The 19,752-nt window shown below is 41.8% G+C and carries 22 protein-coding genes; 14 read left to right on the plus strand and 8 right to left on the minus strand.

Going from position 1 to position 19,752, the window contains the following annotated elements:
- Nucleotides 1-74: 74 nt before the first annotated feature.
- Nucleotides 75-416, minus strand: coding sequence for a DUF2845 domain-containing protein (locus LGT40_RS11185; RefSeq protein ID WP_226071368.1), 342 nt, complete (start codon nt 414-416; stop codon nt 75-77).
- A gap of 232 nt (nt 417-648) precedes the next feature.
- On the opposite strand from LGT40_RS11185, the gene LGT40_RS11190 reads away from it, so the two are divergent.
- Nucleotides 649-2,331 carry an NAD-dependent malic enzyme gene (locus tag LGT40_RS11190; RefSeq protein WP_226071370.1) on the plus strand — a complete coding sequence of 561 codons (1,683 nt, stop codon included), beginning with the start codon at nt 649-651 and terminating at the stop codon, nt 2,329-2,331.
- Between the two features lie 74 nt (nt 2,332-2,405).
- Here the strand turns inward: LGT40_RS11190 and LGT40_RS11195 are convergent, their stop codons facing one another.
- Complete coding sequence (locus tag LGT40_RS11195) at nt 2,406-4,613, minus strand: TonB-dependent receptor (RefSeq protein WP_226071371.1); 2,208 nt, start codon at nt 4,611-4,613, stop codon at nt 2,406-2,408.
- Nucleotides 4,614-4,884: 271 nt separating this feature from the next.
- Between LGT40_RS11195 and LGT40_RS11200 the strand changes: the two genes are divergently transcribed.
- The 3 genes from LGT40_RS11200 (at nt 4,885) to LGT40_RS11210 (ending at nt 6,231) form a co-directional block, all read left to right on the plus strand.
- Nucleotides 4,885-5,160, plus strand: a complete 276-nt coding sequence (locus LGT40_RS11200; protein ID WP_226071373.1) for a cupin domain-containing protein — start codon at nt 4,885-4,887, stop codon at nt 5,158-5,160.
- A 109-nt stretch (nt 5,161-5,269) separates the two neighbouring features.
- Nucleotides 5,270-5,794 carry an NADPH-dependent FMN reductase gene (locus tag LGT40_RS11205; protein WP_226071375.1) on the plus strand — a complete coding sequence of 175 codons (525 nt, stop codon included), beginning with the start codon at nt 5,270-5,272 and terminating at the stop codon, nt 5,792-5,794.
- 86 nt (nt 5,795-5,880) lie between these two features.
- The gene (locus LGT40_RS11210) at nt 5,881-6,231 is read left to right on the plus strand and encodes a helix-turn-helix domain-containing protein (RefSeq protein ID WP_226343204.1); all 351 of its coding nucleotides are present in this window, start codon (nt 5,881-5,883) and stop codon (nt 6,229-6,231) included.
- A gap of 105 nt (nt 6,232-6,336) precedes the next feature.
- Here LGT40_RS11210 and LGT40_RS11215 read toward each other — a convergent pair whose 3' ends face one another.
- On the minus strand, nt 6,337-7,200 hold the full coding sequence (locus tag LGT40_RS11215) for an HDOD domain-containing protein (RefSeq protein ID WP_226071378.1): 864 nt from the start codon (nt 7,198-7,200) through the stop codon (nt 6,337-6,339).
- Between the two features lie 175 nt (nt 7,201-7,375).
- On the opposite strand from LGT40_RS11215, the gene LGT40_RS11220 reads away from it, so the two are divergent.
- Nucleotides 7,376-8,980 carry a methyl-accepting chemotaxis protein gene (locus tag LGT40_RS11220; protein ID WP_226071380.1) on the plus strand — a complete coding sequence of 535 codons (1,605 nt, stop codon included), beginning with the start codon at nt 7,376-7,378 and terminating at the stop codon, nt 8,978-8,980.
- A 6-nt stretch (nt 8,981-8,986) separates the two neighbouring features.
- On the opposite strand, the gene LGT40_RS11225 is transcribed toward LGT40_RS11220, so the two are convergent.
- The gene (locus tag LGT40_RS11225) at nt 8,987-9,940 is read right to left on the minus strand and encodes a DUF3080 family protein (RefSeq protein WP_247363563.1); all 954 of its coding nucleotides are present in this window, start codon (nt 9,938-9,940) and stop codon (nt 8,987-8,989) included.
- A 56-nt stretch (nt 9,941-9,996) separates the two neighbouring features.
- Here LGT40_RS11225 and LGT40_RS16570 point away from each other — a divergent pair, with 56 nt between their 5' ends.
- The 7 genes from LGT40_RS16570 (at nt 9,997) to LGT40_RS11260 (ending at nt 15,353) form a co-directional block, all read left to right on the plus strand.
- Nucleotides 9,997-10,053 (plus strand): hypothetical protein, encoded by a 57-nt coding sequence (locus LGT40_RS16570; RefSeq protein ID WP_369075675.1) that lies wholly within the window; start codon nt 9,997-9,999, stop codon nt 10,051-10,053.
- 125 nt (nt 10,054-10,178) lie between these two features.
- On the plus strand, nt 10,179-11,168 hold the full coding sequence (locus tag LGT40_RS11235) for a sensor domain-containing diguanylate cyclase (RefSeq protein ID WP_226071382.1): 990 nt from the start codon (nt 10,179-10,181) through the stop codon (nt 11,166-11,168).
- Between the two features lie 112 nt (nt 11,169-11,280).
- Entirely contained in the window at nt 11,281-12,309 is a 1,029-nt protein-coding gene (locus tag LGT40_RS11240; RefSeq protein ID WP_226071384.1) for an acyltransferase family protein, read from the plus strand.
- A 265-nt stretch (nt 12,310-12,574) separates the two neighbouring features.
- Complete coding sequence (locus LGT40_RS11245) at nt 12,575-12,778, plus strand: cold-shock protein (RefSeq protein WP_014706925.1); 204 nt, start codon at nt 12,575-12,577, stop codon at nt 12,776-12,778.
- A 389-nt stretch (nt 12,779-13,167) separates the two neighbouring features.
- Entirely contained in the window at nt 13,168-14,490 is a 1,323-nt protein-coding gene (locus tag LGT40_RS11250; protein WP_226071386.1) for a mechanosensitive ion channel family protein, read from the plus strand.
- A 114-nt stretch (nt 14,491-14,604) separates the two neighbouring features.
- Nucleotides 14,605-14,676 carry a pyrroloquinoline quinone precursor peptide PqqA gene (gene pqqA, locus LGT40_RS11255; RefSeq protein WP_081443609.1) on the plus strand — a complete coding sequence of 24 codons (72 nt, stop codon included), beginning with the start codon at nt 14,605-14,607 and terminating at the stop codon, nt 14,674-14,676.
- Nucleotides 14,677-14,777: 101 nt separating this feature from the next.
- Nucleotides 14,778-15,353: a TetR/AcrR family transcriptional regulator gene (locus LGT40_RS11260; RefSeq protein ID WP_226071388.1), complete on the plus strand. Its 576-nt coding sequence runs from the start codon at nt 14,778-14,780 to the stop codon at nt 15,351-15,353.
- A gap of 6 nt (nt 15,354-15,359) precedes the next feature.
- Here LGT40_RS11260 and LGT40_RS11265 read toward each other — a convergent pair whose 3' ends face one another.
- Both LGT40_RS11265 and LGT40_RS11270 read right to left on the minus strand, forming a co-directional pair.
- Nucleotides 15,360-16,151: a hypothetical protein gene (locus LGT40_RS11265; protein WP_226071435.1), complete on the minus strand. Its 792-nt coding sequence runs from the start codon at nt 16,149-16,151 to the stop codon at nt 15,360-15,362.
- 95 nt (nt 16,152-16,246) lie between these two features.
- Entirely contained in the window at nt 16,247-16,558 is a 312-nt protein-coding gene (locus tag LGT40_RS11270) for a hypothetical protein (protein ID WP_226071390.1), read from the minus strand.
- Nucleotides 16,559-16,707: 149 nt separating this feature from the next.
- On the opposite strand from LGT40_RS11270, the gene LGT40_RS11275 reads away from it, so the two are divergent.
- On the plus strand, nt 16,708-17,073 hold the full coding sequence (locus LGT40_RS11275; RefSeq protein WP_226071392.1) for a hypothetical protein: 366 nt from the start codon (nt 16,708-16,710) through the stop codon (nt 17,071-17,073).
- Here the strand turns inward: LGT40_RS11275 and LGT40_RS11280 are convergent, their stop codons facing one another.
- Complete coding sequence (locus tag LGT40_RS11280) at nt 17,074-18,312, minus strand: ABC transporter permease (RefSeq protein ID WP_226071394.1); 1,239 nt, start codon at nt 18,310-18,312, stop codon at nt 17,074-17,076.
- Nucleotides 18,302-18,997 carry an ATP-binding cassette domain-containing protein gene (locus LGT40_RS11285; RefSeq protein ID WP_226071396.1) on the minus strand — a complete coding sequence of 232 codons (696 nt, stop codon included), beginning with the start codon at nt 18,995-18,997 and terminating at the stop codon, nt 18,302-18,304. The genes LGT40_RS11280 and LGT40_RS11285 overlap by 11 nt, the downstream gene beginning before the upstream one ends.
- Before the next feature lie 95 nt (nt 18,998-19,092).
- Here LGT40_RS11285 and LGT40_RS11290 point away from each other — a divergent pair, with 95 nt between their 5' ends.
- Entirely contained in the window at nt 19,093-19,668 is a 576-nt protein-coding gene (locus LGT40_RS11290; RefSeq protein WP_226071399.1) for a DUF3299 domain-containing protein, read from the plus strand.
- Nucleotides 19,669-19,752 lie beyond the last annotated feature (84 nt).

Consider the following 19,752-nt stretch of genomic DNA (forward strand, 5'->3'; position numbering starts at 1 on the left):
CTATATAAATTTATTTTTTATAAAAAAAAAGCGATCTTTAAAGACCGCTTTTTAATGATTCCGCATATTCCGTTTTAAGGCTGAGGGGTATTGAATATTTTCACCACCTGACCATTTTTAATGATGACATGTGTTTCCTGATTTTCGACAACACGGTATAACCATTTTTCAAATTGATCATTTTCCTGATCAGAGTCAGCCACTTTTTTAAGTACCGGGCGGGTATGAACACTGATAAATGCCGGTTCCCAGAACTGACCACATATGGCTTTGATATCATCGGTCGTCATGCCAATCGTGATGCTGTTAGCACCACATGCCATACTGCTTTCATGAGAAGACGAATTTCCGGCAAACGCGGTTACTGAAACCAATAGTGTCGCCATTGACACTGAGATAATACGTAATAAAGACATGATTTTCCTCACAAAGCAGCCGCTGGTATTCATAAATTCGTGACAATATGCGACCTTAAGGTGCATTTCGTCAACAGCTAAGTGGGAGATTAATCAAAAAAAACACATTCTTTGCAAACTCATATAGCTATTTGCAGTAGTAAGGGTTGTTTAACCTCAATTAGATTTGAATTTTAGTCGTGACAGATGTTTATACTGACGATCAGACAGAATTGAATCGGGACATGATTAAATGCCGCTCAGACCTATTTATATCAATTATGCAGGCCCCACTCTACTGGCAACCTCCTTATTGAATAAAGGTACTGCATTTAGTGAAGCTGAACGGCAACAATTTAATTTGAAAGGCTTGATACCCCAACGCTTTGAAACCATTGAGCAACAAGCGGAGCGTGCCTATCAACAATATTCCAGTTTTATTGAGCCTATAAACAAACACATCTATCTACGGACCATTCAGGACAATAACGAAACCTTATTTTATTATCTGCTTGAGCATCATTTACAGGAGATGATGCCCATCATTTACACCCCCACCGTTGGCGACGCTTGCGAGCGGTTTTCACAAATTTATCGCCGAGCAAGGGGGTTATTTATCTCCTATCCTGATCGACACCACATTGATGAAATCCTGCTCAATGCGACCAAACGTAATGTCAAAGTGATTGTTGTTACTGATGGCAGCCGGATTCTTGGGCTGGGCGACCAAGGTGTTGGCGGTATGGGTATTCCAATTGGCAAGCTTTCTTTATATACCGTCTGTGGTGGTATCAGCCCGGCCTACACCCTGCCCATCATGCTGGATGTCGGCACTGATAATCCACACTTGCTCGATAATCCTCAATATATTGGTTGGCAACATCCACGTATTGATGCTCAGCAATATGATGAGTTTATGGAACTGTTTATAACTGCCATCAAAAAACGCTGGCCAAATGTGTTGTTACAGTTTGAGGATTTTGAACAACGCAAAGCTTTACCGCTATTAACACGTTATCGAGATGAGCTTTGCTGTTTTAATGATGACATTCAGGGAACCGCTGCTGTGACAGTTGGCTCATTACTGGCGGCCTGCCGTGCTAAACACCAAACACTTTCTCAGCAAACGATTGTATTTGTTGGCGCCGGTTCTGCAGGCTGCGGCATCGCCGAGCAAATCGTGGCTCAGATGATGACGGAAGGTACCAGTGAACTGCATGCCCGACAGCAAATTTTTATGATTGATCGCTCAGGGCTGCTCACCCAATCATTACCTGGTTTGCCGGAGTTTCAACAAAAACTCGCCCAGCAGGATTTGGTGTGCGCCACCTGGTCTATCTCAGGAATTAATGCCAACCTGGCTGAAGTAATTGAACATGTTCATCCGACGGTGTTGATTGGTGTGTCAGGACAAGCGGGCATATTTACAGAAACCATCATCAAATCCATGTGCTCACATTGTCCAAAGCCAATTATTTTTCCGTTAAGTAATCCGTCCAAACAGATTGAAGCCCAGCCCCAACAGCTTATTGAATGGACAGAAGGTAATGCGCTTATTGCCACAGGCAGTCCATTTATGCCCGTAACATATAAAGCCAAGGTCTATCCTATTGCTCAATGCAATAACAGTTATATTTTCCCGGGGCTTGGCCTGGCTGTCGTGGCTGCCAAAATAGAACGCATTACCGATGATATGTTGATGACCGCAAGCGAAGTGCTGGCTGCTGCATCGCCACTCGCTACCAGTGGTCACCAGGAACTTCTCCCATCCTTAGCAGATACAGCAGAGCTGAGTAAAAAGATTGCCTTTGAAGTAGCCAAACTGGCTCAGCATAAACATCTTGCTCCTGAAATGACCGAAAGTGCTTTACTACAGGCGATTGAAGATAATTTCTGGCTGCCGCGCTATCGTGAATACCAACGGGTGAATGTTTAAAAACGAGTAAACATAAAAAAAGCGGCTTGCAGTGGGTTACTGCAAGCCGCTTTTTTGAAATGAAAAGGGTTGGATTAGAAATCCATAGTCGCGCTTACAGTAACAGTGCGAGGTGCGCCTAACACCAGATAACCATTTCCAGGGAATCCTCCCACTGAAGACCAATAATCACGATCAAATATATTATGAACGCGTGCACGCAAGGTTAAATCTTGATTACCTAACTGCATTAGATAACGTGCCCCAATATCCATAGTTGTCCAATCATCCACTTTCAACGTATTAGCGTCATCAGCATAACGCGAGCCAGTATAATTCACCCGACTGTCTACAGCTAAACCGGCAACAGTAGGAATTTCCCACTCAGCTCCGATAGTGGCTTGCCATTCAGCAACACCGATTACCCGATTACCATCAATAGTTTCGTCACCAGTATCTTTCTGTTCAGCATCCAACCAAGTAACACCACCCAATAATTTCACATCATCGGTAGCCATACCGTACATGGTTAATTCAACACCTTGATGCTGATCCTCACCAGCTTCTTTAAAAATTGGCGCCGTTGGGTCACTATCATCTACCACACCACGTGGTTTATCAGTAGTGAAATAGGCCAAACCTAATCCTAGTTTTTCATTTTCATATTTAATTCCAAACTCTGTTTGTTCTGACACATAAGGAGCTAATGACTCGCCGGCATTGACTAAATCTATTTCATCTCCAGCACTTGTATTGGCTGTTTGTGGTGCTTCATCACCACTGGTTAAGCTTTCGATATAATTAGCATAAATTGATGTGTTATCTGTTAATTTAAAAACAGCTCCGAATGCAGGAGTAACTTCATTATCCTCATAATTTCTGGTCCTTTCTCCAGTGGTGAAATAGGCAAAGTCCTCAACTTTCAAAGACTGATATCTAGCACCCAAAGTGAGTAAAAATCGTTCATCATAAAATGCTAAGGTATCTCCAATAGCAAAGCTATTCAGTTTGGTTCTATTAGCAAGTGCAGTATCAGGTATTTCTGAAAGTGCTGGTCGCGAGTAATAAACAGGATTGTATAAATTCCCTGTCAGAGCCGAGCCTATTCCAAAAGCGTTTTTACGCTCTGATTTAAAATACGAATACGCAACTACCCAATCATGTCCAATAGAGCCAGTCTCAAAGTTACCTCTAAGCCCTACCTCTCCAGTATCAACGCGATCTTCGCGATCATTGTCGAAACGACTGAATGAACCAGCACCAGTGTTAGGGTTATTAATATTAAGATTGGCAAGAGAGTTTGACTCATCTCCTCTTCTCATACCATATGCAGCCCAAGCAGTAACATTTTCTTTAAGATCATATTCAGCCCTAAAAGTACCGAAATAATTTTGTTCATTTGAATATGACCAATCTTGCGCCCAATTTTTACTCGCATTAGGTGCATTGGGAATTTTATTAATTTCATCCCCTACCAGACGAACATTAGGTCGTGTTTCATCAAGTTGATGATCTTGAAAACCAAGATCTGCTGATAAACGTAATTTTTCACCTTGCCAGTCCATGCCGACATTAAATAGACTTAACTCTGCTTCTTCATCTTCAACAGCAGTGCCACCATTTCGATGTGCTGCATTTACCCGCACCCCAAATTCATCATTCTCACCAAATCGTCTTGCCATGTCAGCAGAAACGTTAGCCTGGCTTCCACTATCAAAGCCGACGGTGACACGGTTTAAATCATAATTTGGTGCACGTTTAGGTAATAAATTGATAGCACCACCAATACCGCCACCGTTTGGATTAGCTCCAGTCAGGAATGAAGATGCCCCTCGCAATAGCTCTACACGCTCAAATAATTCTGTTGCAATATATTGACGGGGCAATAAGGAATAAAGTCCGTTATAGGCAATATCATCAGAAGTCGTAATAAATCCACGGATAAAATAGGATTCCTGAAAATTGCCAAAACCTCTTGCTACCCGAACAGTAGGATCATTTTGCAAGACTTCTCCAACACTTCGAGCATGGCGATCTTGAATAAATTCATTGGTGTAACTGGTAATACTAAAAGGCGTGTCCAGATTATCTTTTGTGTCCAGAATACCTGCTCGTCCGCCTTCAGCGACTTGGCCACCAGCAAAAGCTGGAGATAAACCTTCTGCTGAAGCATCCGCACTCGCTGTAACGGTAATTGATTCCAATTCTGCGGAATCTGTTTCTTTTTCTGCAGCAGTTGCCGTATGGGAGGCAAGCAAGGCTAAACCTATGGATATCGCAAGTGGCGACAATGTAATACGCATGAACTTTCTCCGGCGCGAAAATGAGAAAAAATCATATATTACGTATCATGTAAAATAATGTAAATACAAATCGTTATCATTTGATAAAGCAGTTTTCAAGTGATAAGTAAAAATGTAAAGACAACTGAATTCAACCTTTACCATTCAGGTTTGTTATTATTTGCCAGTCAAATACTGACATGTCGCTGTGTTATCGCGCATGGCTGACGAAAAAAGCAGTGGTTCTGTCGCATGACGACCATGATTGACCCTTTTTAAATTCAGGATTTTTATGCCAGAGATTATTATTGAAAAAAACCCAAGCGAAACACGTTTACAAGAATTAGGTGTGGCTGGTTGGGAAATTTGGGACTGCCCAGTTACTGAATTCCGTTTGGATTTTGATGAAACTGAAAAAGCTTACATTCTTGAAGGCGAAATTGTGGTGACACCCGATGGTGGTCAACCAGTCACTATTGTCCCAGGTGACTATGTGATTTTTCCAACAGGTTTAAAAAGCATGTGGCAAGTGACCAAACAGCTGAAAAAACATTACAGCTACGATTAGTCAGACATATTTAAAGGCATCTTCGGATGCCTTTTTTACTTTTGCAATATGAACAACTTTTCGACAGGCTATCTGTCATTAACAGACGTCTAAGGATAATGGAGATTTTATGAAAGTCATCGCTTTTGCGGCCAGCAGCAGTAAAGAATCTATCAATAAGCAACTAGTAACTTATGCGGCTAATCTGATTGAAAATGCCGAAGTAGAAGTACTGGATCTTAACGACTACGAATTACCTCTCTTCAGCGTTGATAAAGAAAAAGAATTGGGGCAACCGGCTCTAGCGAAGGCATTTCTGGATAAACTCGGCAGCGCTGATGCATTAGTTATTTCTTTCGCTGAGCATAATGGTAACTATTCAGCAGCCTGGAAAAACCTGTTTGATTGGTGCTCGCGAATTGAACAAAAAATCTTTCAGAAAAAACCGACAGTGTTACTTTCAACTTCGCCAGGAGAACGCGGTGGCGCAACGGTAATGGAAATTGCCATCAACTCCCTTCCCCGCTTTGCTGCAGATATTAAAGGCAGCTTGTCCGTTCCTTCCTTTTATGAAAATTTCGACACTGAAAATGGACGCGTTATAAACACTGAGTTGGACAAAAAGTTACACGAGACAGTCAATCAATTGACTTAAATATCCCTGTCATAATTTAGAAATATTGTTGCAGTATTATTGAAACATTTCGTTACGCTTTCGACTGATTATTCTGAGGATCACATATGAACGACTCGGTAGCATTGTTGGAATTAAAGAAAAAATCTCAAAAACTGCTTCGTAAAATCAGTGAAGAAACATCCATCAATAGTGAACGAGCTAAAGCACTATTACTGCTATCGACTGGAGCCAGTCAGCAAGAAGCCGCCGAACAAACTTCATTAAGTTTAGGTCAGGTTCGTTACTGGCTGGGTCGTTATCGTGCAAATGGCATTTCCTGTTTTCCTGAGACCATTAAGGTCAAAAAGGATAAGGAAAAGCCTGAAAAAAACAAAAAAGTGAAAACCAAAAAAGATAAGTCAAAGAAAGACAAGAAAGCCGGTAAAAAATCTAAATCTGCCAAAAAAACAAAATAACCTTTGGTTTTTGGCAAGAAACGGCGTTCGCCTGGTGGCGAATAATATGCCGCGGAGATCTTATTGCACAAAAAAACCGAATACTTCGAATTCCACCCATATCCCCTATGTACTTATCTGCATATTTTGTCGATAAAGTTTAATTTTTTCTTGCCAAACGGCTAACTCTGTAACTGCTTGTTCCTCGTCTTGCCAAAATTTGTTAAATATCCGGCTTTCTAACAATGCGCTTGGTAAAACGGTTTCTTCATCAAAACTGTCAATGGCACTCAGTTGCCTTGCAACAACAACAATATCGATCAAATCGATTTCATCAGAAATGTGGTGTTGCAGATTTTGATGTCCGCTAGCGACCTCAATAAAATGAGGTTCCATTTGCCAATCGGTAAGCAAAATCCTGCCAGCTAATGGATAGGTACGGGGAATGATAACTTTAGCAACAGCGTCCATGGCTTTCGGGTTGTAATAAAGTTCTGGAAGCTGCGCCAAACGCAGTAATAATGGTAACACCCCGACATTATGAATTATCCCGGCCAACATCGCCTGCTCTGGATCAACTTTGGTTTTTTCATAGGCTAAAACATAACTCAGCGCCGAGACATACAGACTCCTTGTTCGCATATTTTTAAAGTATTTTTCCAACAGCGGAGTTTTATTTTTCTCGAAATAATCCAGCAATATCATCCCTGTCATTATGGTTAAGACTTGTGACATACCTAACCTTAAAATAGCCGGCTTCAATGTCTCGATGGTGACAATGCCACGAAATCTGGGCGAATTGGCTAAAGCGATGATTCGCTGTTCCAAATTAGGATACATTGCCACTATTTCCAGCACGTCATCCATCGAATTATGTGGATTTTGTTGCAGATAGCTTAATCGCCCCAGCACTTGGGGCTTTTGTGGATAATCAACATTTTGAACAGCAAATAAGTGCTGTATGTCTGCAGCTTGTTGCTCAACTGTCATGAAATCTGAATCCTGTCTGGATAAGAGGTGGGTCAAGTAAAAAAATCATTAAGTTAATAGGCAAGAATCAATCAGTTTTCACTATCAATTGAGCGTTCGTGATTATTCAAAAATTTTTTAAAGTTGTAAAAGCTTATGCCGTTAATCAGGCCATCTCTTTAACCTGGGTAAACGTATGAACTTACATAGCATTCGTATTAAAAGCTCACTGCCAGTTCTCATAATGGGACTGACTATCGTTGTGGTGGTATCAATGTTCTGGTGGATGATGTCACTTCAAAGTCGACTCATTGAAACTAAGGCGAATGTTTTTATGCCGGCAAATCAAGTTATATTGAATGCCGATCGAGATCTCTATCAAGCCAAACTCGCACAGTTAAACGTTATCGCTGGCCAAGCGGATAACGAAGCAGACCGCGTAGAAAATATCGAACAAGTTGAAGCTCGGTATGCAGATTACAGAAATTATCTGAAAGATTATCCTGAAGTTGCAGGTGACCCGGCAATTTTCGAGCAAGCATATCAGGAATGGATAGCCGCCTCGGATAATCTTATAAACGGCTACAATAATGGACTTTCTTTAACGGCTTTGGCACAACTGGAAGACCAAGAATTTGCTGAACTAAGAAACATACTGGATAAATCAGGCGAAGCGGTTATTGAAGGCTTTAACAAGATTGAACAAGAACTTGAAGCTGATATCCGCAAAAAAATGATGTTTACTTTTATTGCTGTCACAGTGGTTTTAATCATTGCGCTCATTTTCAGTTATTTGATCCCCAAAAAACTCACCGATGATATTAACTATCTTATTAAACGAATTAATGAAATCGCGTCTGGTGATGGTGACTTAACGGCTCGAATTGATGTTACTTCCAAAGACGAATTTGGCAATCTGGCCAGAGCATTTAATATTTTTGTCTCTAATCTGCAGGATTTGATTAAAAACATCCTCTCTCAAGTAGCGAGTTTGGGGAACTTAACAGCCAGTCTTTCCGAGGCTTCTGAACATACCAAGAGCATTAACCAAAAACTGAATTTATCAACAGAGTCTATTGTTAGTGCTGTTCACGAAATGACGCTGGCAAACAAAGAAATGGCTCAAGTCGCAACAAATTCAGCATCAGAAGCAGATAAAACAGCCGGATTGGCTGACCGTGGTATGGGTGTTGTCAGAAGCTCGAATGAAAAAATAACGGCATTAATCCGTAATATGGATCTGGTACTCGAATCTTCGCAGGAACTGGAGGCTAACTCGAACAATATTGTTACCGTTTTGGACGTGATTCGTGGTGTTGCAGAGCAAACCAATTTACTTGCATTAAATGCAGCGATTGAGGCTGCTCGCGCCGGTGAACATGGTCGTGGTTTTGCTGTAGTGGCCGATGAGGTGCGAACATTAGCAACGCGTACGCAGCAAAGTACCAATGATATTGATAAAATCATTCAGAAATTACAGGCATCGGTTGGCTCTTCATCCAAAGCCATTTCTGAGGGTAAAGTCAATGCAGATGAAACAGCGAAAACGTTTGTTGAAGCAGATACCGTCTTTCATGAAATCCAAGCTTCTTCTAATCGTGTTAACGATATGGCGACTCAAACAGCTCAAGCAACAGAAGAACAAACCTGTGTTGCCGAAGAAATCAGTAAAAATCTACATGGTTTGAATGAACAAACAGAGTCTGCCAGCGAAGTCGCCGAAACGGGTGAAGAATTATCACAAGAAATCAAACGTTTCTCTGACACCATGAAAAACATGATGGCCCGTTTTAAAGTTTAAAACGCATTAAGGTTGAGGTCGAAGACCACACTGTTCCAGCAATTCTTGCCAGGCTTCAGTGTGTTCTTTGACACGTTGCTGATATCGCCCCCAAAGGCTCTTCTCGTTATTCCACTCCAGACTCTGATTAAAATAAGTCTGGAATGTATCCGGCATAACCTGACGTTGTTTCATGGCCAATTCAGCTAATGGCTCAAACAGTTGTTCAGCGCTACGGTCCACATTAGCCATATAGGGTTGAACCTTGGCGATATAGACGCTAAAAAACATGGACTCCAAAACTCTGGCTTGATTCGTTGCTTTCCCCTGAGGGCATAAAGGCTTTTGCTGCGTTCTTTGTTTTAGTATCTGAGTGGCATCCTCTAATCGGCTAATCAGCAATCTTCCACTATTGTGTAATTGCCCAGCATGGCTGCCATACTGCCAGCGTTGCTGTATTTCACCGATATATTGAAGATCCTGTGAAAAATCACCATTGAGCAAATTTGTCACCGCATTATTTAAATAATCAATGTCATGACTATATTGGGTAATGTCATATTTGTTCTGCTCAGGATCATATAACCCATTTGAAAGACTCAGTAATTGAGCTATTTCATCGGTTCCCCAAGTGGCATTCCAGATAGTTTTACCTAAATTTTGTTTTTTATGCTCAATCGTTTGCAGAACAGTTTCTGTTAACTTTTCATCATCAATTTTAGGCAGGCAGGCCTCGGCTGCTTGAATAAAACGGACCTCGTAACGTAATTTGTTTAATGGCTGCATGACACGGCCCATTATCGAATTTTTTTCACCCACCACAAATTGCAGTTCGCAACCATATAATCCAAGAAACTCCAGCATATTCATATCTATTTCCGAAATGGCTAACTTGCGTTCACGTGGTCTGGGGATTCTTTCTATCGATACTAATTCAGAATAACGGGGTTCTACATCCAGTACATGTGCTAATCGCTTCACATACTCATCCATTAAGCTTTCTGGCTTGGCAAAAGGATCACAGGCGGCCATGATTAGTGGCAGCAGTAAAAAAAATGGTATTCGATACACTCTGGGCATTGTTGATGGGTTAATGACAATTACGGGTTAACATAAACTTGAGACACTATAAATAGATTAAGGACTATTTTTTAGATTTATTGTATGCTCCTAATGAAATGTTGCGAGAAGGATCAACCATTTGATAAACAGCGCGAACATGTCACATCCGATTGTTAAGGATGAGTATTTTCAGCAATGGCAGGAATTGCTTGATCTGTTTGCTGAATTTATGGAAGTGCCTGCCGTCTTGCTGACAAATGTTGATGACATGAATCAACTTTTTGTGATGATTAAAAACCGCTCTGCGGCTAATCCATATCAAATTAATAAAAAATTTAAACTTCCAGGTTCAGACCGCTACTGTGAACATGTTATATGTCAGCAACAGACGCTGTTTGTTGCCAATGCTAATGAAACCCCGGAATGGAAAGATAAATACGACGCACAACTGGGGATGATCAATTATTTAGGTGTTCCCGTTACTTGGCCCAATGGTGATGCCTTTGGCACATTATGTGTATTGGATACCAAAACACATTATTACTCCGAATTACAACTCAAAATGATGGTGCAATTACGCAATATCTTTGAAGCACATCTGGATATTCTGGAAAAAAATCTTGAATTAGAAGACGTGGCGAAAACTCTGGAATATCTAGCGAATACAGATGATTTAACCGGGATCTGGAATCGCCGAGCGTTTATTGCACAAGCCGAAACAGAACTGCAACGCACTTCTCGTTACAATCGAACCTTATGTCTACCCATGTTCGATATCGATAATTTTAAACGAATTAACGATCTGCATGGCCATAACACTGGGGATGAGGCCATTAAGCTGTTCACAGAATGCATCATGAGTTCAAAACGTTCGTATGATATTTTTGGACGCATTGGTGGTGAAGAATTCGCCATGATATTACCAGAAACCGATATAGCTTCCGCTTTGACGCTTGCCGAACGCATGCGCGAATGTGTTGAAAACTTAACCTTGCCCCTTGTCAGTGGTCAGCAAGTCACCTTTACCGTCAGCATTGGCCTCACCGAATATCGTGAACAGGATGACGGTATCTTTGCTCTACTCAGCCGTGCAGACCGTAAGCTTTATGAAGCAAAACACAAAGGCAAAAACTGTGTAATTGCCTGAGCATCCAGACACATTCCGTCCACGCTATACTGGGTTGGATTATCCTAGGTTAAGACTTAATTAAGCTTCAAATCGTTATACTGCTTTACATTTTTAACCGCAGGAGCGACGTATGGCCACGGCCAAAAACCGACTGCAAGCATTAGATGCTTTACGAGGTATCGCAGCTTTAGGTGTAGTACTTTTCCATTATTTACCTTATTACAATGAACTTTATGGCCACGCTTTCAACTCTCCCAATGTGCTTGAATTTGGTCGATATGGGGTACATCTTTTTTTTATGCTGAGTGGGTTTGTCATTTTTATGACATTGGAAAGAACTGAAAACGCCGCATGGTTTGGTCTTGCCCGGGCTTTCCGGCTCTTACCAGCCTTATGGGTAAGCATTGTGATAACCTTTCTTTCCGTCCATGCACTTGGCCCGGATGATCGTACTGTCCCATTCACCACCGCCTTAATGAACTTCACTCTGTTACATAGTTACCTTGACCATGCACACGTAGATGGAGCTTATTGGAGTCTGGTGATTGAAATGACGTTTTATGTGTGGATGGCCTTGTTGTTCTATACCTTAAAAAACTGGCAGCAATTACGCATCGTATTATTCAGCTGGATCATGCTGAGTTACTTTGCCGTAATTAATCTGGAAAATTTATCGCCAACTGCGGCTTTTATTGCTAATGAATTATTGTTTACCAGTTATGCTCCGCTGTTTATCAGTGGCATAGTGTTATACCGCTGGTATAAATCCGGTAGCCTGACAACAAGTGAAGTATTTTTTCTGGCCTTATCCATGAGCCATGCCCTTATTGCTTATCCGGCACCTTTTAATGTGTTTGTACTAGGGTGTTATGCTTTATTTGTCATGGCAATAAGCGGTTATCTGAACTTTATTGTTAATCCAGCCACCCTGTGGCTTGGCAGTCTCTCCTACTCACTTTATCTGGTTCATCAAAATATCGGCTACGGTATTATTGATCACAGCTATGCAATTGGACTGTCAGGGCTTAGCGGAGTCATCATCGCACTGTGTGTTTCTTTAATTCTGGCAACCGTTATTCATTACTACATAGAAAAACCGGCATTAAAATGGTTTCGGCAGCGTCGCCAGAAAGTTGCACCGGTACCCGCCATGAATTAATTAATGCCACTTTTCCGTTTAAAGTAGCGATTTGACTTATATGGAGCGTTATTTTCATTAATTCGTAAATATGTTTTGACCTTTGCAAATAATCTCTATATAGTCGATTGTGCTTGCAAGTACGACAGATATTTGTTTTCAAGTTCGATGTTTCCGCTTTAATGTTAGATCCAAAGAGTACTCGTCCTGTTTTCAAAATACCCGCTCCACTTACAGCATACCCGCCCATATTGGGCATTTTAGATTTACAAAAATAGGATGATTTATGTCTTCAACTGGAACAGTTAAATGGTTTAACGAAGCTAAAGGCTTTGGTTTTATCGAACAAGAAAACGGCCCTGACGTTTTCGCACATTTCCGTCAAATCCAAGGTGACGGTTTCAAAACATTGACTGAAGGCCAACGTGTAACATTTGATGTTACTCAAGGTCAAAAAGGTCCACAAGCTGAAAACATCGTTCCTGCATAATTGCTACGATAACAGTTTGTTTTCACCTTCGGGTGAATCGAAAAGCCCCGTTCTTCGGGGCTTTTTTTTGGTCCTGATTACTCCTTTTAAAAAAATATCCATTTAATACTCACATCTCAATTAGAGCGTTTTTCTACTACTCTTAAAAATTTCATTTGCGTTAATGTATCCTTCTTGCTTGCCCATAACCTATATGCTCAGCATATTATCCACCTGTCTGGAGGGTGTGTTGTTTTGGGATCTCTAGCTCGACAATTTATATTGAGAGTGAAGGTCAGACCGATGTCTTCTTATATTCTGAATGAACACAAATTATCAAGCCTGAGTAGAAATAGTTGATAGTGTTGTGATGCTCGCTTACATTGGCACTCTTTAATGAAACCTTCGGTATGAAAATGGATATCCAGCAAATTGAAACCCTCTTCTTTCAATCACTGAACATTGCCATGGATTGGGCGAGCAGCCCCAAGTTTTATTCTCAAATTGGCCTGATTGTTTTAGCTGGATTATTAGCTTATTCAATCGCCAGCTTTTTGAAAAATCGTTCGCCATTATTACGGCAAATTCCGGTCAGTGGTCCGCTACTCAAATTCCGTAATAGCATCTATCGTAGCCGAGACCTCATTTTTCCATTAATGATCATTCTGGCATTTTCCATAGCTGCTGATATCAGCCATTTATGGATCGGTCAAAGCTGGTTAATTCAAGTCTGCATGAGTTGGGCGGTGATCTTCATGCTGTATAAGCTGATAGATCGCATTATCCATAAAACATTATTCAAAAAACTCGCTTTATGGGTGATTTTGCCCATCGCTATTTTGCAACTATTCGGTTGGCTGGATGCGGTTATCGCTTATCTTGAATCCATGTCATTCCAGGTAGGCAATATCAGTGTTTCTGCCTATGGAATTATCAGAGTACTGATATTCGGCTCGATTTTATTCTGGTTAGGGCGTATTTCCAGCAATGCTGGACAACAAATTATTCGCAGTCAGGAAGATTTGGATATTGGTACTCGAGAAGTATTTGCCAAACTATTCCAGATCGCGCTGTTTTTTATTGTGTTCATTCTGCTATTGCAGATCATGGGGATTAACCTTACCGCTCTCGCTGTATTTGGTGGTGCACTGGGTGTGGGTTTGGGGTTTGGGTTGCAGTCAATCGCCTCAAACTTTATCTCCGGCATCATCCTGTTGCTTGAACGCTCATTAAGCGTGGGTGATTACATTGAGATGGAGGATGGGCGAAAAGGAATTATCCGCGAGCTAAATATGCGCTCGACCACATTGGAAACCTTTGATGGCAAAGATATCATGGTGCCCAATGAACAATTCATCACCACCAGCTTTACCAACTGGACCCACAAAAACCTCAAACAACGTTATTCGCTGGAGTTTCAGGTCGCTTATAAAACAGATCTGCATTTCCTGTTTGATTTACTACGTCAAGTGGTTGCCAGTCATCCCAGCGTGATCAGTGGTGATGATGTACCAATTGAAGAACGCCCTGATGCTGAAATTGCTGGTTTTGGTGATTCCGGTGTTGATATCCTGATTGAGTTCTGGATGGAAGGCATTGATGATGGAGTAAATCGCGTCGGTGCAGACCTGCTGCTAATGATTTGGGATGCCTTAAAACAACATGAGATTGAAATTCCATTCCCACAACGCGAAGTCAAAATACTGAATGCCAACGGTGAGGCCATTCGTTGATTCAGGAAAATCCTGAGTGGCATCAAGCTGAATGCTGAGGGATTAAGTTTGTTGTCGGCGTATGATTTGAACCGTAGCAAAAATTTATTGCTTAACAAATTTGGAGAAATCGACATGTGGACTAAACCAGAATATTCAGATATGCGTTTCGGCTTTGAAGTAACAATGTACATCTGCAATCGTTAATTTGCAGCAAAGCGAAAATCACAAAAAAGCCCCGATACTTTCGGGGCTTTTTTTTGTCTGTTATGAACACCGCAAATAACGCAGGAAGAGGGAGATAAGCCATGCGCCAGCATACTGATTTATCTCATCAGATCGTCGACAGGGCTGTTACTCTGGCGTCTCATAGTTCATGGGAAACTCTGCGCTTACAGGACATTGCTGCGGATCTGCACATTTCCTTAATCGACATTTATCACTATTTTGCAGAAAAAGAAGCTATCAGTGATGCCTGGTTTGATCGGGCAGACCAGCATATGTTAAACGCCATGCAGTCAGAAGAATTTTTAATGTTTCATAATCGGGATAAATTTCAGCACCTGATGTTGGCATGGCTGGAATCACTTGCCGCCAACCGGAAAGTCACTCGTCAGATGATATTAAGCAAACTGGAACCCGGCCATTTGCATATTCAAATACCGGCATTGCTACGAATCAGTCGAACCGTTCAGTGGCTACGTGAAGCCGCATATCAAAATTCAACACTGCCATATAGAGCATTTGATGAGGCCGTTGTCACCGGCATCTATTTAGTTACTTTTTGCTGTTGGCTAACAGATGACAGCTCACGATATCAACGGACAAAACGTTGTCTTGAAAAACAATTAAGACTGGCAAGCATATTGGGATTTATCAAATAACACTTTCTATTGTCTGGTAATTTTGCCTATCAAACGCCAGGCAACAAATAAGAAGCCAATCGGCAAGATCAGCATAATCAACACAAATTCAGCCAGTAAATAAATCGCTGCATTAATACCCTGCTCGGCTTTTTGTTGGATAGTCTGTAAACGGGTTTTGATATCCAGATTCTCTTTTAAACCCTGATACCAGCGACTTTGAGATTCATCACCATTAGGTTGAATTGCAGCCACTTCTTGCTGTGTGGCCTGCAAGACCGTAATAGCCTCTTGTCTGTCATGGTCCAACCAGAGTTGTAATTGATTTGATGCGAGAATGGTGACAGGAATGGCCAATCGTAACAGCGTGAGTATTAACACCATATTGAAGAGCCTTGACGACCAGCGATCAGGGAGTTTTTGCCATAACATTAACAGCAACACAATAACGGCAAAACCCGCCAATCCCCAGCGAACTAAAGCAATATCGCCCATCGATAACAAGATTTTCTGAATACCGAGTGAGGCTGAAGCCATTAACAGCACACCGGAAAATTGTTCAATCAAATCATTCAATGGATCTAAAATCTGACCCGGTGTTAAGGTTAATCCGACCCCCATTGGCTCGATAGATAATTCAGTTCCCTGTGCCACTGAAATAACGGCATTTAATCCCCTGGCTAATGCATACACCGTCAGGGTAACCTTCAACATCTGGCTTAATTGCGTTCCCGCACTGGATTCGAAAGGGAGTAATGCTAACCCCACACTAACCAGCAACAACACAACAGCAGCAACCTGACTGCGATGATAATTCATTTTCAAGCTTTACCCTCCGTCAGGACATTATTCTTAAAAACCTATGGTATCGATTGAGAAAATGAGCACTTATTGGTGGCCAACAAGTTAAATTGTTAATCATAAGGCTCATAATCTTTATCAGATTTGTCATCCCGCACCGCAGGATGCTTGGAATCATGAATGCCAAGAAGATAGAAGACCAGCAAGATCAAATAAAAAAATAACAATCCATCTTCAGATACGATGCTGAATAGTGCCCAGACAGGCACAATATAAAACACCAGATTCAGTAATATCGTCAGTGCTTTTCCTAAACGGCGTTTACCGAGATCATATAAATATCCGGTAAATAAGCCTGTCATATACCCCCCGACAATCGCCAGAATAAGCAGTAAAATCACACCAATCGTTGAAAACTTATCCATGATTCTCCTCGTCTGGTTAGGTCGATTAAAGATAATGAACGGTTATGGCTGTTTTGTCATGGCATTAACACAAGTCGTCATTAAGGGTTGGTATTTCATATTAAAAACAGGCATATTGGTCGCATACAAAAAGGTATCGGGATTAGCCAATGAGACAACAGATTTTGCTATTCAGTCTGCTCACATTATTGGGATGTAGTGAACAAACCGACAAAGTTGAGCAAGATTCAATCGATCCCATTTTACAGTTAACCCAATGGTGTTTTGAAAACTGGAAAGAACAGCAGTGGACCATGGGAGAGACGAATCTGCCAGCAATAGAGAACCTGGCTTTTAGCGAAGGCATTCGTAAAATCTGTCGGGCTCGCGCTGAACTCTATGCCGAAGGTTATGATATTTATCCGTTTATCACCGATACTATGCAACGAGAAGTGTATGCCTTGGTATTTTCGGCAAATGTTGAAGACATCAAATCACATCTGAAACAGCACTTACCCAAGCTACAGCGTATTTAATTATAAGTTTAGCTGTTGATGCAATCCCTGCCGATAGGCAGCAATTGCTGGAATCAACGCCACAACAAAACTGGCTAGCAATACAATAGGTAACATAAACATAAATTCATTTAAGATTGAGAGTCGGGTCAGCAGAACACCGTATTCCTGCAACAACCAATCTTTCAGGCCATACATACTTAATTGTAAGCTGATAAAGGCAGCGACGGCTGCGACAAAGCTAATCAGAAGTGCTTCAATTTGCAGTAAAGCAAACAAAAATCCCGGACGATATCCTAAAGCCCGCAGCACAGATAACTCATGGCGACGCTCACGCATGGAAACCAACAACATATTCGCCATACCAATTAACGCCCCTAACAATACCAAAGAAGCAATCAGCAATAAGATCTGCTCCACACTGCTCAACATCGACCATAATGACATTAATGTGGCACCGGGTAGTATGGCTTGCAGTGGTTCCTGTGGATATTCATTGATTTGCCGTTGCAGATTAAAGGTCTGAATCCTCGAGTTCAGCCCTAACATAAAGGCTGTAATAGCCTCTGGCTGTAAATTTTCAAGGTCTGGCTTCGCTGCTCCCGGAATTTTTACTCCACCCTGCCAGTTGGCATGAATGGCTTCAATGCCTTGCAGACTGACATAGACAGATTGATCAACGGGTGTGCCTGTAGGCGCCAGAATACCAGTAATATTGAACGGTTTATCATCATGTTGACTAAAGCTGGTGCTGGCAATCCCATGTGAAAGGATTACCGCATCCCCGACTTGATAACCCAGTTGTCTGGCAACCTCAGAACCTACCACTGCATCAAAAGCCGTACCGAACGTATTGCCATGCTGGAATTGCAACGACTGTTTATTGCCAAAACGAAAAAACTCAAAAAAGTCAGTGCTGGTACCAACCACCCGGTATCCTTGATGCGAATCACCTAAAGAAATTGGAATGGTCCAGGCTACAGCAGGCCGGGAAGCAATTTCCTGATAACTCTGCCAGGAAATATTATTGGTTGGTACGCCAATATGAAATACAGAATACAGTAATAGATTGACTTGACCGGTGCGTGCACCGACTATCAAATCTACCTCCGACACAGTTTTGGTAAAGCTATCCTTGGCCTGATAACGGATGGTTTCAACACTGAGTAACACAAAAATACTGACGGTCATCATCAGTACCGTCAACAGTACACTGACCCGTCTCGCCATTAAACTTTTCCAGGCCAGTTTAAACAGCATAAGGCTCTCCTGCGATCACAAATGACTGAATATCGAGTTGGCTGGAAAAGTGCTGGGACAGACCTCGATCATGACTGACAAAAACCAGCGTAGTTTGAGCTGCCTTTACCTGTGACAGTAATAAGTCAATAAAACTGTCACGCGCATCGCTGTCCAGGGCAGATGTAGGTTCATCAACAATTAATAATGCTGGCTGATTAATCAGAGCACGAACAATTGCCACGCGTTGCTGTTGTCCAACACTCAATTGCGATGCCGGTCGTTCCAATAATCTGCCCTCCAGCTGCAACGCATCCATTAATTCCAGCGAGCGCTGCTGCAGTTGCTGTTTATCATGTTGCGAAAAGTGACTGGCTAATTTGATATTGTCCCCCACCGATAAATAAGGGATCAGATTAAACCGCTGAAAGACCATGCCAATATGCTGTGCCCGGTAAGCATCACGCTTGCGATGGCTAAGTTGATTGAGAATAACGCCGTCAAGCATGATTGTGCCCTGCTGAGGTAATAAAATTCCCGCCAGTAAATTTAACAGTGTCGATTTACCTGAGCCAGATGGGCCATAGACAAATACCGTTTCGGCTTTTTCTACCTGCCAGTGAGCTATTTGCAGCAAGGCTTTGTCTGAGTCTGATTGATAGCGAAATTGACAATTATCAATTTGAATTGCGAGCTGGTTATTCATACATTTACCGGATTGAATAATGGATTATTATGGTCAACAACATAATTGTTATAACATAACATTTTCGCTCGAAATTTAATTTCCTCGGAGTCTTAATGACCATACCAATATCTGCAAAGTTTTGGCTTTTTCTCGCGATAATTGGCGCTTTATTCTGGGCGCAACCTATGTACGCTGACGATAAATACGAATTGGTGGAGTGGGTCGACTTAATGCCTGATGATGATCTGGAAGCCCTGATGAATCCACCTGAGTATCTGGATGAGATTGAAGATGGTTCCATGGAAGACCAAATCAGCAGTCAATTGCTAGGAGCCCTGGAAAATTCTGCCGATGACCGTTATCAACAGGCATTAACTTCTGCCAAGGTTAAACCTGAATATGATCAACGCCCTATCCGCCTGCCAGGTTTTATCGTGCCGGTCGAAATGAACGAACAACAACTTGTTACTGAATTCTTCCTGGTTCCCTTTTTTGGAGCCTGTATCCATTATCCCCCGCCGCCACCCAACCAAATTATTTATGTCACTTCCCCCCAGGGTGTTGCTCAGCAGAATCTTTATGATGCCTACTGGGTAGAAGGCATACTGACCACAACGCTGACCGAAAATGACGTAGCTGTTTCAGCCTATGCAATGACAGCTGATAACATTGAATTATATGAAGAATAAGACTACAGCCTGAGCCCAACAATGCCTTCAGGCTGATCCATCAGTTCGCCATTGAATTGTTGAATCGGATCATAGACTCGCGCG

The sequence above is a fragment of the Methylophaga pinxianii genome (assembly GCF_020447225.1).
Classification (GTDB): Bacteria; Pseudomonadota; Gammaproteobacteria; order Nitrosococcales; family Methylophagaceae; genus Methylophaga; species Methylophaga pinxianii.

What these genes read in the sequence shown, in the direction of transcription:
- LGT40_RS11275 (WP_226071392.1), top strand. Translation starts at nt 16,708, where the DNA reads ATGAGACAACAGATTTTGCTATTCAGTCTGCTCACATTATTGGGATGT.
- LGT40_RS11235 (WP_226071382.1), top strand. Translation starts at nt 10,179, where the DNA reads ATGTCACATCCGATTGTTAAGGATGAGTATTTTCAGCAATGGCAGGAA.
- LGT40_RS11245 (WP_014706925.1), top strand. Translation starts at nt 12,575, where the DNA reads ATGTCTTCAACTGGAACAGTTAAATGGTTTAACGAAGCTAAAGGCTTT.
- LGT40_RS11260 (WP_226071388.1), top strand. Translation starts at nt 14,778, where the DNA reads ATGCGCCAGCATACTGATTTATCTCATCAGATCGTCGACAGGGCTGTT.
- LGT40_RS11190 (WP_226071370.1), top strand. Translation starts at nt 649, where the DNA reads ATGCCGCTCAGACCTATTTATATCAATTATGCAGGCCCCACTCTACTG.
- LGT40_RS11215 (WP_226071378.1), bottom strand. Translation starts at nt 7,200, where the DNA reads ATGACAGTTGAGCAACAAGCTGCAGACATACAGCACTTATTTGCTGTT.
- LGT40_RS11290 (WP_226071399.1), top strand. Translation starts at nt 19,093, where the DNA reads ATGACCATACCAATATCTGCAAAGTTTTGGCTTTTTCTCGCGATAATT.
- LGT40_RS11205 (WP_226071375.1), top strand. Translation starts at nt 5,270, where the DNA reads ATGAAAGTCATCGCTTTTGCGGCCAGCAGCAGTAAAGAATCTATCAAT.
- LGT40_RS11185 (WP_226071368.1), bottom strand. Translation starts at nt 416, where the DNA reads ATGTCTTTATTACGTATTATCTCAGTGTCAATGGCGACACTATTGGTT.
- LGT40_RS11280 (WP_226071394.1), bottom strand. Translation starts at nt 18,312, where the DNA reads ATGCTGTTTAAACTGGCCTGGAAAAGTTTAATGGCGAGACGGGTCAGT.
- LGT40_RS11270 (WP_226071390.1), bottom strand. Translation starts at nt 16,558, where the DNA reads ATGGATAAGTTTTCAACGATTGGTGTGATTTTACTGCTTATTCTGGCG.
- LGT40_RS11200 (WP_226071373.1), top strand. Translation starts at nt 4,885, where the DNA reads ATGCCAGAGATTATTATTGAAAAAAACCCAAGCGAAACACGTTTACAA.
- LGT40_RS11265 (WP_226071435.1), bottom strand. Translation starts at nt 16,151, where the DNA reads ATGAATTATCATCGCAGTCAGGTTGCTGCTGTTGTGTTGTTGCTGGTT.
- LGT40_RS11285 (WP_226071396.1), bottom strand. Translation starts at nt 18,997, where the DNA reads ATGAATAACCAGCTCGCAATTCAAATTGATAATTGTCAATTTCGCTAT.
- LGT40_RS11220 (WP_226071380.1), top strand. Translation starts at nt 7,376, where the DNA reads ATGAACTTACATAGCATTCGTATTAAAAGCTCACTGCCAGTTCTCATA.
- LGT40_RS11240 (WP_226071384.1), top strand. Translation starts at nt 11,281, where the DNA reads ATGGCCACGGCCAAAAACCGACTGCAAGCATTAGATGCTTTACGAGGT.
- LGT40_RS11210 (WP_226343204.1), top strand. Translation starts at nt 5,881, where the DNA reads ATGAACGACTCGGTAGCATTGTTGGAATTAAAGAAAAAATCTCAAAAA.
- LGT40_RS11250 (WP_226071386.1), top strand. Translation starts at nt 13,168, where the DNA reads ATGAAAATGGATATCCAGCAAATTGAAACCCTCTTCTTTCAATCACTG.
- LGT40_RS11195 (WP_226071371.1), bottom strand. Translation starts at nt 4,613, where the DNA reads ATGCGTATTACATTGTCGCCACTTGCGATATCCATAGGTTTAGCCTTG.